Consider the following 13,656-nt stretch of genomic DNA (forward strand, 5'->3'; position numbering starts at 1 on the left):
GTATGCGTACAAGCCAATTGCTTGAGCAGTTGATGGAAGCCTTGCGTTGTCTACCTGGGATCGGTCCCAAGTCAGCACAGCGTATGGCTTTTCACCTTCTTCAGCGTAACCGCCAAGGCGGTGTAAAGCTTTCCGAAGCTTTGCTTGCCGCAATGACCGATATCGGCCATTGCGAAAAATGCAGAACCTTCACTGAAGAGGAAGAGTGCGTTATTTGTGCTAATCCTCGTCGTCAGGAAAACGGTCAAATCTGTGTGGTCGAAAGCCCGGCAGACATTGCCGCCATAGAGGCAACGGGTCAGTATTCGGGTCGTTACTTTGTTCTTATGGGGCATTTGTCACCACTGGATGGTATAGGCCCTTCTGACATCGGTCTGGATTTGCTTGAAAAGAGGTTATCCAGCGAGTCAGTGTCTGAATTGATTCTGGCTACCAACCCGACCGTGGAAGGTGAAGCGACAGCACATTACATCAGTGAGCTTTGTGCCGAGCATGGTGTGATTGCCAGTCGCATAGCACACGGTGTTCCGATGGGAGGGGAGTTAGAGTTGGTGGATGGTACCACACTTTCTCACTCGATTATCGGACGTCACCGTTTGGGATAGAAAGCAAAAAGGCCGCTTAGCGGCCTTTTTCTTCGGCGTGTCTTTGATCAAGACTTACTATAAAGCACGAGTGAACCGTGGTTTAAACTCGTAAGCAGCAGTGAGCCGTCATTCAATACGTCAATACGACGTACCTTTTCAGCACCGAGGCGATAGAAAGTACGCACCAGTGTTAAATCCTCTTCAGAGAACTCGGTGGTATCGCCTGTTGTGACGTCTTTAATACTTCCCAGCTTTAGCTTCAAATAACCGCCGCTGATTTCCCATTCTCCAGACTCGGAAACCGACATCACCACTTGAGTATTCTGCTTTTCATTTTTTAACACAATTTGAGTGTCGCGCGAATAGGTATTGTTCGGCAAAAATACCATATTACTTTGTTGTTCCGTTGCCGTCAGACCAGTCACTTCGCGGTACTGAGACTCTTCGATATGGTTAATCGTCCGAGACTTCCACTCTTTAGAAAGCAGCAAGTTTGAGGTGCGCATGTCTTCGCCGAGAAATACCCATAAGCTGGAAACGAAAGAGACTAACAAGAGCACAAATGGGCCAAACCGCTTGATCTGATCTCGGCGCTTTGGTGCGTGGTGACTTATCGACATAGTGCAGCACTCCCCTCTTGGCTTGTCAGCAGAACGTAAGTGATATTGTCATCTGCATCTTTTGCACTGTGGATATAGTTCAGCGAAATCTGATTATCCTGTCCACCCGTGACGATGACTTCTTCCAAGTCCCGTTCCTGACGGTAAAAGCCGATGTATTTTTCCACACATCGTTGAACCATGGGTTGCCACTGCGTGATACGGGCATTGGTGACTGGGATGTAAACGGGTACGTTCTCCACCTTCAGGATTTCACGGAATGCTTCTGATTTAGGGGTAGAGGCCACGTAGAAAGCTAAAGGCACCAAAAGTGCTAGGACAAAAGCTACCCATGAACCCAGAGGCACTTTGAGCGCGACTGGTGTTGGGGGGGCGACCACGAGTTCTGGCTGCGGCACCAAAGCTGTTGTTTCTGCCAAGACTTCAGGCTCTTCGCTTTTGACTTCGTTCGCACTGATTTCCGCTTCTGTTGACTCTTCCTCAACGATTGGAGCGGGAGCTTTCGGCAAGTCGACTTCCTGATCGTTGTAGAGCTCAACGGAACAAACAACCTGATATCCGCGCTTTGGTACCGTTTTCACAAACATTGGGCTTTTTGTGGAATCTTTCAGGCCTTTTCTAAGGGTAGAAATGGACTGAGTCAGGCTGGAATCATCCACTTCAAAACCTTGCTTGCGCCAAACAAAGTCGTGAATTCGATTTCGGGTGACAATGGCGTGGGGTTCTTCGATCAGAACCATCAATACTCGGCACTCGTTACTGCCCAGTCGGATCAACTCATCATTTTCATAAAGATCGATCAAAGAACTGTCGCTGGGAGAAAAAACAAAACGCTCTCCCAGAAGGTAACGGTTCGATTTATTTAACATTCGATTTACTTACCTGCGCGAATCTTGAAAAGTTTGGCGGGTTAACCTCGAACTTAGAGGTGAATAGCGCCTAAATTGGCTAAAAATAAAGACGATTATACCTGAAGTGCGAAAAATAGCTCAAGAAATCAAAAATTCCTTATCTGCCCTTGAATTGGAAAATCGTGACCATATTTACAGGTAGTGATTAAACCAAAAATACATTTAGTTTGGGGTTAAAATGAGCGATCAAGCGACTCTACAAAGCAAGGAAACACGTGGTTTCCAATCTGAAGTGAAGCAACTGCTGCACTTGATGATCCACTCACTCTATTCCAACAAAGAGATCTTCCTGCGTGAGCTGATCTCTAATGCTTCGGATGCCTCTGACAAGTTGCGTTTTAAGGCACTGTCTGATTCTGCACTGTATGAGAGTGATGGTGATCTTCGTGTCCGTCTGAGCGTCAACAAAGAAGCGGGCACTTTGACTGTTGAAGACAACGGCATTGGTATGAGCCGCGACGAGGTGATTGAAAACCTCGGTACGATTGCAAAATCGGGCACAGCAGATTTCTTTAAACAACTTTCCGAAGACCAATCGAAAGACAGCCAGCTGATTGGTCAGTTTGGTGTGGGCTTCTATTCTGCATTTATTGTCGCAGATAAAGTCACCGTTATGACCCGCGCAGCAGGTGTTGATGCCTCAGAAGGTGTTCAGTGGGAATCGGCTGGTGAAGGTGAATACACCATCGAAGGCATTGAAAAAGCCACTCGCGGTACCTCGATTACTCTTCACCTTCGTGAAGAAGACAAAGAGTTTCTGGATGAATGGCGTTTGCGTGACGTGATCGGTAAATACTCTGATCATATTGGTATCCCTGTCGAAATGTGGGAGCAGGAACGCGACGAAGAAGGCAAAGAAACGGGCGAAGGTAAGTGGGAAAAGGTCAATAAAGCTCAGGCTCTGTGGACTCGTTCAAAATCAGACATTTCTGATGAAGAGTACAACGAGTTCTATAAGCATCTGTCCCATGATTTCGCTGACCCACTGCAGTGGAGCCACAACCGCGTAGAAGGTAAAAACGACTACACCAGCCTTCTTTACATTCCATCTAAAGCTCCGTGGGATATGTTCAACCGCGATCATAAACACGGTCTGAAGCTTTATGTGCAGCGCGTGTTCATCATGGACGACGCGTCGCAGTTCATGCCAAGTTACCTGCGCTTTGTCCGTGGTTTGATTGACTCAAACGATCTGCCATTGAACGTTTCCCGTGAAATTCTGCAAGACAATAAAGTGACTCAGTCTTTGCGTAACGCCTGCACCAAGCGTGTTCTGACCATGCTTGAGCGTTTGGCAAACAATGACGCAGACAAATACCAGAGCTTCTGGAAAGAATTTGGCTTGGTACTGAAAGAAGGTCCGGCGGAAGATTTTTCAAATCGTGAGAAAGTAGCTGGCTTACTGCGCTTTGCCTCGACTGAAACAGACAGTAGTGAACAAACAGTTTCTCTTGCTGACTATGTATCTCGAATGAAGGAAGAGCAGGACAAGATTTACTACCTGACTGCAGATTCTTATCAGGCAGCGAAAAACAGTCCTCACTTAGAGCAATTCAAAGCTAAAGGTATTGAAGTCATTCTGATGTATGACCGTATCGATGAATGGCTGATGAGCTATCTGCCTGAGTTTGATGGCAAGCAATTCCAGGCGATCACTAAAGCGGATCTGGATCTCAGCAAGTTTGAAGACGACGCTGAGAAAGAAAAACGTGAAGAAACCGAAAAAGAGTTTGCTTCTGTGGTTGATCGAACCAAAGCGTATCTCGGTGACCGCGTGAAAGATGTTCGCCCGACCTTTAAACTGTCAGGTACGCCAGCAGTGGTAGTAACCGACCAGTTTGAAATGGGAACACAAATGGCGAAGCTATTGGCCGCAGCTGGTCAGGAAGCGCCAGAAGTGAAGTACATCTTTGAAATGAACCCAGAGCACACTCTTGTGAAGCAAATGGCTGACGAAGCGGACGAAGAAGTGTTCGGCCGTTGGGTTGAAATGTTGTTGGGACAGGCAATGCTTGCAGAGCGCGGCTCGATGGATGACCCATCTCAATTCCTGAGTGCGGTGAACCAACTTCTGACTAAAGGCTAATTGCATAACGATTCATTTTCGTTATTAATATGACCGAGCCCAGCGGGAATGCTGGGCTTATTAACTTCAATACCTAAACGATTTTGTGATCCATAGCCTCTTCTTTTGCCGACCCAATGTCGAATGAAGAAACTAAGAGACCTGAGCCGATGTCAGCGCCAATTGTGTTGAAAACGTCGGGCACGAGGTTGTTTAGGTATCAATATACGTGTATGTTTCGTGTTTTTGCGAAACTCCAAAGTCAATAAAGGGGATAACTATGCGCATCATTCTTCTGGGCGCACCAGGTGCAGGTAAAGGGACTCAAGCGCAGTTCATCATGGAAAAATATGGTATTCCACAAATTTCCACTGGTGACATGCTGCGTGCAGCAATCAAAGCCGGCACCGAGCTGGGCAAACAGGCGAAAGCAGTTATCGACGCGGGCCAACTGGTATCTGACGATATCATCCTTGGTCTGGTTAAAGAGCGCATTGCACAAGAAGACTGTGCGAAAGGCTTCCTTCTGGATGGCTTCCCACGCACTATTCCACAGGCAGATGGCCTGAAAGACATCGGCGTAGTGGTTGACTATGTACTGGAATTCGACGTGCCAGACAGCGTTATCGTTGAGCGTATGAGTGGTCGCCGCGCACACCTGGCTTCTGGCCGTACTTACCACGTTGTTTACAATCCACCTAAAGTGGAAGGTAAAGACGACGTGACTGGCGAAGATCTGGTTGTTCGTGACGACGACAAAGAAGAAACCGTACGCGCCCGTCTGGGTGTATACCACGACCAAACAGCGCCACTGATCGCTTACTACTCGAAAGAAGCAGAAGCAGGCAACACCAAGTACCTGAAATTTGATGGTACTCAGCAAGTTGCTGAAGTAAGCGAAGAAATCGCTAAAGCGCTGGATTAATACCCCAGTGTTTAAGAAAAGGGCAATCAATACGATTGCCCTTTTTTGATCTTTTTCTCCCAAAGAAAAGTAGTGGTATCCTCGGGGTAAAACAATCTGTGTTGCAGGACGAAATGGAAAACAAAAACAACAAAGTAGGAGTGTTGCTGGCTAACCTCGGCACACCGGAAGCACCGACCGCACAAGCAGTAAAAGCCTTTCTCAGCGAATTCCTTCATGATCAGCGTGTGGTCGATATGACACGTTGGCTATGGTGTCCGCTATTACACGGGATCATTTTGCCAGTGCGTTCTCCTAAGGTGGCAAAGCTCTATCAAACCGTCTGGATGGAAGAGGGTTCACCACTGATGGTTTACTCCAAGCGTCAAAAAGCTGCGTTGGAGCGTGAAACTGGACTGCCTGTGGAACTGGGTATGACATATGGCAACCCAAGCATTCTCACCGCTGTTGAAGCATTAAAAGCCAGAGGCTGTAATAAAATTCTCGTGTTGCCGCTGTATCCGCAGTACTCGCGCACCACGACGGCGGCTGTTTTCGATAAAATTGCGAAATCACTTAAGCAAACGCCCGAATTGCCGGAGTTCCGTTTTGTGAACCACTACTACAGTGAAGACAGCTATATCGAAGCGCTGGCGCAATCCGTCGAATCGCATTGGGCAGAGCACGGTAAACCTGACATGCTGCTTTGCTCTTATCACGGTATTCCTAAACGCTACGCAGATAACGGTGACCCATACCAAACGCACTGCTTAGGGACAACAGAAAAACTGGTAGTAAGATTGTCCAGCGATGTACCACTGAAAACGACATTCCAGTCGCGTTTTGGTCGAGAAGAGTGGCTACAGCCCTATACCGACAAAACGCTAGAAAGATTGCCAATTGAAGGGGTGAAGCGTCTGGATGTGATTACGCCGGCGTTCTCTGCGGATTGTTTGGAGACATTGGAAGAGATTTCCGAACAGTGCCATGAGAGCTTTATGGAAGCTGGCGGCGAGTCATTCAGATACATCCCTTGCCTCAATGATTCTCCTGCTCATATCGACATGATGAAGCTGTTGGTAGAACGAAATACCAAAGGTTGGTAACGACTTCTTTTCATTTTCGTTTTATGCCCGGGCTGATTTTTCACCCGGGCATATTTTTGTCCGAAAGATTCCTCGTTGAAATTTGTGTGATAGAATTCGCACTTTCGCCACAACAACGACGCATTGAATCATGAAATTCCCGGGCCAACGCAAGTCTAAGCATTACTTTCCTGTCCATGCACGCGATCCACTTTTGGTGCGAGCGAGCGAGCAGCGCAAGCTGAAACGTCCACACGTTATCGGTATCGACCAGACGCTGGTGGATATTGAAGCGAAAGTTGCCGACGATTTCGTCGCGAAATACGAGTTGAGCAAAGGGCATTCTTTGGTGATTGATGACAAGCGCGCAGAAGCGCTGTATCAAGAACTAAAAGATAACAACATGGTTAGTCACGAGTTTGCAGGCGGTACTATTGGTAATACGTTGCACAACTACTCAACGCTTGCCGACGACAAATCTATTCTGCTTGGTGTCATGAGCCAAGACATCACGATCGGCAGCTATGCATATCGTTATCTTTGTAACACTTCAAGCCGCATGGACCTTAACTACTTACAGGCGGTTCAGGGCCCAATTGGTCGTTGTTACACACTGATCAGTGAAGAGGGTGAGCGTACTTTCGCTATCAGCGAAGGTTTGATGAACCAGCTTCACGCTGATTCTATTCCAGAGCATATCTTCAAAAATGCATCTGCATTGGTACTGACCGCGTATCTGGTTCGCTGTAAAGAGGGCGACCCGATGCCGGAAGCGACCATGAAAGCAATCGAGTTCGCGAAAAAATACGATGTACCTGTGGTGATGACCATGGGTACCAAGTACGTGATTCAGAACAATCCGCAATGGTGGCGTGACTTCTTGTCAGAGCATGTTTCTGTTGTTGCGATGAACGAAGAAGAAGCGGAAGCGCTGACTGGTGAGTCTGATCCATTGTTGGCGGCAGACAAGGCCCTTGAATGGGTAGATATGGTGTTGTGTACGGCAGGTCCTGTGGGGCTTTACATGGCTGGCTATACGGAAGAAGAAGCCAAGCGTGAAACCAGTTTGCCGTTATTGCCTGGTTCAATTGCCGAATTCAATCGCTACGAATTCAGCCGCCCAATGAAAAAAGCGGACTGTGAAAACCCATTTAAGGTTTACTCACACATTGCGCCTTACATGGGTGGTCCAGAGCGTATCAAAAACACCAATGGTGCGGGTGATGGCGCATTGTCAGCGGTACTACACGATATGTCAGCAAACCGCTATCACCGTGATAACGTGCCAAACTCCAGCAAGCACGCCCATTCATTCCTGACCTACAGCTCGTTCTCTCAGGTATGTAAATATGCGAACCGTGTGAGCTATGAAGTACTGGCACAGCATTCACCACGTTTGTCTCGTGGTTTGCCAGAGAAAGAGGATTCGCTCGAAGAGGCCTACTGGGAACGCTAAATCACTGCCTTATTTGGCACTTATGCGGCGTTGATTTCATGATTTCTCTCGGTCACTTAGCGGACTAAGCTCCCGAGCAGAAATCATTTTATCGCATTGTCTAAGTACCATCTAAGTTGTGATTGCCGATTTCATAAAGAAAATCCGCCACTTGGGCGGATTTTTATTTGATAGGGAGAGCGACGCGAATGAACTGGAGTCGTTGGGCTTAAGACAGCTTCTTAGCCCATGTGTTTGTTGCGCGGAAGAGTGTGTGATAAAGGGCATCAAAAGACGCTTTGGGCTCAAGGATGGGATCTTCGATATCGCCAAGGCCAATCCATTGGCCAATTAGCATGGTTTTACCTCTCGAACCTGGAGAGAGCAGTGCGACTTCCTCGATATGCTCATGCGACATCACCAAAATTAAATCAAAGCCATCGCAAAGTTCTGGCGAAAGCTGACGCGCATTGTGGTTAGAAATATCAAGGTGGTTTTCAGTACAAATTTGCTCGCTATACGGGTGAGCAGGCGCATCGGTCAGGTTGCTCTTGGTAACTGCAGTGCCAGCTGATTCAATGACTAATTCTGGCAAGAGCTTTTTTAGCAGAGCCTCTGCGATTGGCGATCGGCAGATATTCCCAGTACACACCACGAGAATGCGTTTAAACATGTTCTGCTTCCTTTAAGCGCTCAGCGTGATTTGTATTTGGAGGCATAGTGATCAATTTTCCCACCGCTGGTAAAGCCGAGCATGCATTGGCAATGAAGAGTATCAGGATAAATGTCAGCGCATTCGCCATTGGCTGAAGGTTAAAATCCACACTGATATGAATGAGCATACCAATGATGGACATGATACAACCCAGCGCTATTCCTTTCATTGTTCGGCTATGCCTCTTTCGAATCGTATGGAAGGCGCGCGCAAAGGCCAAAAGTACCACGAGGCCTAAAAGCAATGTCGCAGGGATTCCGGCTTCGACCATAAACTGGATATAGTCGTTATGAGCATGGTCATAGAACCCAATATCGGCCTTGGAATACATGGGGAAGATCGTGTAAAAGCTCGCCATACCAGTGCCGGTTAAAGGGAAGTCCCTGATAATATCCAGTGACCATACCACCACCTGATCGCGGGACTCCGCGCCAAGGGAGGTTTCAACCAAGCGCTGTTTAACCTTTTCCAGCCCGAATAAGGCACCCACAACGATTGTGTCGACAGCAATAACACTGCCCACCAAGATGGTTAAAGCACGTGGCTTATTCTTATAAAACACCAATGCAAGTAGACCACCGATAGCTGTCGCTGCAAAAAAAGCCGTATTTCCCATTCTCGAACGTGTCATTACCAACGCAATCACCATGATCACAAGGCAGAGGCGTATGTACATTTTCCGGCTGAGAATGCCTTCCATCAGTCTTTTAACAAACATATGGCGCGATTCGGAAGGGGTAGTGTGAAGCTGAGAGACGATAAGGCCAATGCCCATACAGAGCGTCATCATCAAGTAGTTCGCTAAGTGGTTCTTGTAAACAAAAGAGCCAGTGGCAATCCCTTTTTCACTATAACCAAACACCAGGCTCTCTTTGATATCAAGCAAAACGGCTATTGCTGCATAGAAGGCCTGTAAGGTTCCGCTAACCACAATGACCAATACCACTTGCTTAAGTCGCTTACTGGAGTTCACGAGATATATGGCATTGAAAACCAGCATGGTGTAGGCAATCCCTTTGAAAAGAGATGCCAAAGTCATTCGAGAGTCAAGGGAAATAAAACCTTCGGGTGCTCCGACGAGTTGGTAAATCTCGGCACTTTTTCCAGAAAAGAAGGCCAGTACTTCCCAAGGAAGAGGAAGAGTTTGAAACAATACCCATAACTGGAACAGTGCCAAACCAGAAAGAAGCCATTTGTACTGCTTTAACGGCTCGAAAGGTAAGTTCCCCCGATAGGCGATGATCAGCAGTATTGATTGAAATGCTATCCAGAACTCCGCAATTGACCATGCCCAATCTCGATTGCTCCCAAGGGGGATAGGTAACCAAATGATGAGCGCGAGTAGGGAATAGAACGAGAATTTTTCAATAGACGCCATGTGAATCACTCAATATGTGAGTACAACAAAAAGCCCAACGAACGCTGGGCTTTGGTGGGGTGAATCTTTCCTAAAAATGATTAGTTTGGAGAGATGACGTCTTCACCACCCCCACCTTGGCCGCCTACTGCCGGCGCTGATGGTGGAGCAGGGCCAGCGGCAGCAGTTTGGATACCAGCCGCGGTTGCTTCTGCGATTTCTGTTGGGTCAAGCCCAGCCAACAGTGCCGCAGTCGTAATGTTTTCGTTGGCAATACCTGCATCTCGGGCAAACTGCGCAATTTCAATCGCTTTGTCCGGCGCAGCGGTCATTGCTGCCTGAATCGCGAATTGAGGGTCGACGCCTTCCATCTCCAACAATAAAGCGAGGATTTCAATCACGAACACCGGGTTTTCCAACAAAACGCTTTGGTACGTTTCTTCGCTTGGAACGTCACCGAGTTGTGAAATGATGGATTGACGCTGTTCGTCACTTTCGAAAGCAAAGGCTATTGATGACAAAGCCAAGCTTGTTACACCAAAAATGGTGGCGGTAATCTTCATGGTTTTTCCTTGAAAGTGTTTTCAAGAGTCTGATTAAAAAGACTATATCAAAGTTAAGATGATTAAAGATAAATTCAGAGCAATTAGAAAAGCTCAATCAGTGAATGGCTTTTGTTTTTGAACGAAATGTCGCAATTACACTGCAAAAATATGTACCAAGCAGCAAGCCAAAAACATTGACGGTCATATCCAGCCAGGAAAACTGTCTGGATGGGATTTGGGCCTGTAGTGATTCGTCTAGCACGACCAAGAACAGTACAAAGAGAGTTGTAACTGGAAGTCCTAAAATAATTCCCTTCGATGAGGCTAGGCGGCAGAGCACCCCTAGTGTGAAAGAACCAACCATATGCAGATAAATAGCACCACCGAACATAAGTTCGGTGTCTCTTATATGAATACTAAAAATACCAGTGGACTTTAGTATTGAAGCGCCACCCAGGAAAGACAACATGACGACGAGGATAAAAAATGGCACTTTTTGAACGCTATGCACAGGCTTTCACCCTGATGGCGTTGAAAGCCAATAGACTACACATTCTCTGTTTTGCCGGGGAATATGAAATCATAGCGTCCAGCGCTTCTCTGTGACGCCATATACGAGCCAGAGAGACCAGATGTTGAGAAGCCCCAACTTGTTTATCCAAATCTGCTTTTTCCCACTTTGTAAAAGTATCCTCAATCATGAGTAATCGACTCGATGTCGCATATGGGCCAAACAGCGATGCAAAATGAATATATTTATCACGCTCGCTCTTTGATTCAGAAAGCTTTGCCAATTCAACGTAAGTATTCGACCAAGTCGGTCGAATATGGGTACTGGTTTGCAGAAGCGATTTTGAATCAAGGTAGGTCTTATGCCTTTGATTGAGGTAAGACACCCACTGGTCAAAGAGTACAATACTGTTTAGCTGGTGGGCTGTTCCTATCAAACCGAATTTGGCATTCACTAACTGCTCATCGCTTCGGCGTATCGTCTGATCAGGACGGTCAGCAAACGATTCTAACCGAGAAGTCATTGCTTTCGAAGTCAGAGCATTCGTCAATGAAAGTGGGCTGGCAATAAGTAATAGAGAAGCGAGCACAAATGTGACTAGAGAAACAAGATTTAGCTTCATATGCAGCTTCGAGTCCTAATGCGTACCAAAGTGACTATCCCTTTTTAAAAAACAAAACTGGACTTGGAGCGCTAAACCCTTCCAAGTCCATTAAGTTAACCCTACCTTAGCGTGCTGGAGCGGTAGGAATTGTTCAAAAGCCAACTTGGTAGTTCGTACTGCGGAACTTTACCATCTTGTGTGATGTTGGTCTGGTGATATGAATGCTGGTTCCAAATGCGGGTGGCGTTCTGCCATGGCATTTTTTTATTGGAGGATTCAAATACACGAACACCTGTAGTTTTGGAGTAGAGCGGGTGATAGTTGTTAGAAACGACGATGAGTTCTGCATTGTTGTCACCTTCGAGATCTGCGACAACAGGGTATTCCCAAAGTGTTGCTGTTGAATTGGGTACTTTAGCTCTGACTTCGCCTGATTCACCGTTTAAGACGTAAAGATGCTCATGATCTTGTAAAATCACTTCTTGAATACCATCGCTGTCGAAATCGAACGACGTTACACCAACTTTACCACTTGTTTCGTCGTTAATGTCTTTACTCCAAATGAGCATGCCTTTGGTATTAAACATATCTACTGAGTTATAACCTGCTACAGCAATCCCGAGTTTGTCAGCACCAAAAAAAGAACCAATAGCTTGAGCGCCAGCACCTTGCCCTGAAGTATATGTTTCCCAAATAACATTACCTGTATGAGACAACAAACTTAAATTGCTTTCCCCGTTTTTTGGATCTGGGAAAGATACAAGGAATTCGGGAAAAGTATCCTGATCTGTATCTACAACAGAAGTAAACCAACCTAGCTCGTTAGCGCGATGGCTCCACAATAGTTGACCATTACTGTCGAACAATTTGTTTCCGGACAAGACTTCAGCAATACCATCACCATCAACATCTACCGAAATGTGATCAGCAACCCAGTGCATTTTGAATAGCATACCTGTGTGATAGTTGTAGGCGCTCGTGCCAGCGAGGATTTCAATAGAGCCATCGCTATCAATATCTGTCAAAGTGACATTACCTGCTAGCGTATCAGCCAATTCAACTCTTTTGCTAACATTGCCTTCGTGGTCGAAGATGACCAATTGCTGGTTGCTATCATCGACTGCAACAACCTCTATCACCCCATCATTATCTACGTCCCCGAGAGCAGGAGTGAATCTAGGATCTACTGATACAAAACCATTTTCATAAGACCACAGCTCTTCTCCATCAATACCACTCAATGCTCGGACTATACCGGTTCCTTTGTAATTCTTTCCCTTGAAGCTAACGACGACGACATCTGCAGCATCTAGACTGTCGATTTTTCCATCGCGATTATCATCATTGAGTTGGCCGATAATTGGGGAAACCATGACCTGATTGTGGTCTGGCATAAAACCATTACCATCCCATTGCCATTTCAGAGACATATCTATTGACTCATTGGATCCCGGTATACTGGCGGCGAATGGTTGGTAGGCAAGTGACATAGATCCCTGCCAGCTATTTGCTATGATACCTACTGATGAAGAGCCTGAGGGCGCAGAAATGTCAGCGATTGGGGCCAACAGTAAACCTTCTATTGCCACACCTGATATGGAAAGCGATGTTGCTTCGTACAAGTTGAAAACAGTCTTAGTGCGATTTGGAATAAAGTCTGAAAGACTGATATTGCTCAATGGTTTAAAGTCATTGACATTACCGTTAATGTTAACAATAACCGTTGCATCTTCAGGTACACAGCTCAATGCGAGGGTGTGTGCTCTCTCAAGCGCTATACCATCAACATTAAAAACATGAAAATCACTTGAACAGTCACCCTCTAGATATATCCCGCCCCATTGGTAAATAACCGAACCTGTATCCTTTCTACTACTCAGATCTAAAGACAAACGCCTTGCTTTGTTTCTTAAATCATTAAAGTTAATCGGTAAGTCAGCGTTGCCACTTATATTGCTACCTGGAGACAAACTAGAGCGAACTGATTCAGAAACATTTGAAATGTCACCTCCGGTAATGATACTTCCGTAATATACCTGACCGTTAGCAAAAGAGAGATCACCGCCTACCACTAAAGCATAATCCTCAGGGGGGAAATCATAACTTCCATAGTTAATTCCATATCCGTCGAGAGTGGCGTTATTCCCTATTGCCAAAGGGCCGCTACTGGAGGAGTGAGGAGAACTGAAGTTTTCAAAAACCAAAGCGCTATATTCTGACTCGAATGCTGATGCTTGAAAACAGCCGAGTAATACTGCCATACCAATTATCTTTTTCATTATCATCCCTAATGAAGTGAAAATGGAGTTTAGTCTAC

General features: G+C 46.2%; 13 protein-coding genes. 5 read left to right on the plus strand and 8 right to left on the minus strand.

All coding sequences use genetic code 11. The annotated features are described in order from the left end of the window. Nucleotides 1–2: 2 nt before the first annotated feature. Nucleotides 3–605, plus strand: coding sequence for a recombination mediator RecR (recR, locus tag GMA8713_RS00875; RefSeq protein ID WP_062704817.1), 603 nt, complete (start codon nucleotides 3–5; stop codon nucleotides 603–605). 47 nt (nucleotides 606–652) lie between these two features. Here the strand turns inward: recR and GMA8713_RS00880 are convergent, their stop codons facing one another. Together GMA8713_RS00880 and GMA8713_RS00885 are read right to left on the minus strand one after the other, a co-directional pair. Beyond that, the gene (locus tag GMA8713_RS00880) at nucleotides 653–1,207 is read right to left on the minus strand and encodes a regulatory protein ToxS (protein ID WP_062704819.1); all 555 of its coding nucleotides are present in this window, start codon (nucleotides 1,205–1,207) and stop codon (nucleotides 653–655) included. Beyond that, nucleotides 1,198–2,076, minus strand: coding sequence for a transcriptional regulator (locus GMA8713_RS00885; RefSeq protein WP_084387633.1), 879 nt, complete (start codon nucleotides 2,074–2,076; stop codon nucleotides 1,198–1,200). Before GMA8713_RS00885 ends, GMA8713_RS00880 begins: the two co-directional genes overlap by 10 nt. A 220-nt stretch (nucleotides 2,077–2,296) precedes the next feature. Here GMA8713_RS00885 and htpG point away from each other — a divergent pair, with 220 nt between their 5' ends. The 4 genes from htpG to GMA8713_RS00905 all read left to right on the plus strand — a co-directional run bounded on the left by htpG (nucleotide 2,297) and on the right by GMA8713_RS00905 (nucleotide 7,628). Next, a complete protein-coding gene (gene htpG, locus GMA8713_RS00890; protein ID WP_062704821.1) occupies nucleotides 2,297–4,204 on the plus strand; it encodes a molecular chaperone HtpG in 1,908 nt (635 codons plus the stop codon). A 259-nt stretch (nucleotides 4,205–4,463) separates the two neighbouring features. Next, nucleotides 4,464–5,108 carry an adenylate kinase gene (gene adk, locus GMA8713_RS00895; protein ID WP_046305670.1) on the plus strand — a complete coding sequence of 215 codons (645 nt, stop codon included), beginning with the start codon at nucleotides 4,464–4,466 and terminating at the stop codon, nucleotides 5,106–5,108. Between the two features lie 113 nt (nucleotides 5,109–5,221). Then, on the plus strand, nucleotides 5,222–6,193 hold the full coding sequence (gene hemH / locus GMA8713_RS00900) for a ferrochelatase (protein ID WP_062704823.1): 972 nt from the start codon (nucleotides 5,222–5,224) through the stop codon (nucleotides 6,191–6,193). Nucleotides 6,194–6,323: 130 nt separating this feature from the next. Beyond that, nucleotides 6,324–7,628 carry an inosine/guanosine kinase gene (locus GMA8713_RS00905; RefSeq protein ID WP_062704825.1) on the plus strand — a complete coding sequence of 435 codons (1,305 nt, stop codon included), beginning with the start codon at nucleotides 6,324–6,326 and terminating at the stop codon, nucleotides 7,626–7,628. A gap of 208 nt (nucleotides 7,629–7,836) precedes the next feature. Here GMA8713_RS00905 and GMA8713_RS00910 read toward each other — a convergent pair whose 3' ends face one another. From GMA8713_RS00910 to GMA8713_RS00935, 6 genes are all read right to left on the minus strand, one after another. Beyond that, the gene (locus tag GMA8713_RS00910; protein WP_062704827.1) at nucleotides 7,837–8,280 is read right to left on the minus strand and encodes a low molecular weight protein-tyrosine-phosphatase; all 444 of its coding nucleotides are present in this window, start codon (nucleotides 8,278–8,280) and stop codon (nucleotides 7,837–7,839) included. Continuing rightward, a complete protein-coding gene (locus GMA8713_RS00915) occupies nucleotides 8,273–9,700 on the minus strand; it encodes an O-antigen ligase family protein (protein WP_062704828.1) in 1,428 nt (475 codons plus the stop codon). The genes GMA8713_RS00910 and GMA8713_RS00915 overlap by 8 nt, the downstream gene beginning before the upstream one ends. Before the next feature lie 80 nt (nucleotides 9,701–9,780). After that, entirely contained in the window at nucleotides 9,781–10,242 is a 462-nt protein-coding gene (locus tag GMA8713_RS00920; protein WP_062704829.1) for a hypothetical protein, read from the minus strand. 97 nt (nucleotides 10,243–10,339) lie between these two features. After that, nucleotides 10,340–10,735, minus strand: a complete 396-nt coding sequence (locus GMA8713_RS00925) for a VanZ family protein (protein ID WP_062704830.1) — start codon at nucleotides 10,733–10,735, stop codon at nucleotides 10,340–10,342. After that, on the minus strand, nucleotides 10,728–11,357 hold the full coding sequence (locus GMA8713_RS00930) for a hypothetical protein (protein WP_062704831.1): 630 nt from the start codon (nucleotides 11,355–11,357) through the stop codon (nucleotides 10,728–10,730). The genes GMA8713_RS00925 and GMA8713_RS00930 overlap by 8 nt, the downstream gene beginning before the upstream one ends. Nucleotides 11,358–11,458: 101 nt before the next feature. Further along, nucleotides 11,459–13,618 (minus strand): choice-of-anchor A family protein, encoded by a 2,160-nt coding sequence (locus GMA8713_RS00935; RefSeq protein WP_062704838.1) that lies wholly within the window; start codon nucleotides 13,616–13,618, stop codon nucleotides 11,459–11,461. Nucleotides 13,619–13,656: the final 38 nt, after the last annotated feature.

The sequence above is a fragment of the Grimontia marina genome (genome assembly GCF_900060185.1).
Taxonomy (GTDB): Bacteria; Pseudomonadota; Gammaproteobacteria; order Enterobacterales; family Vibrionaceae; genus Enterovibrio; species Enterovibrio marinus.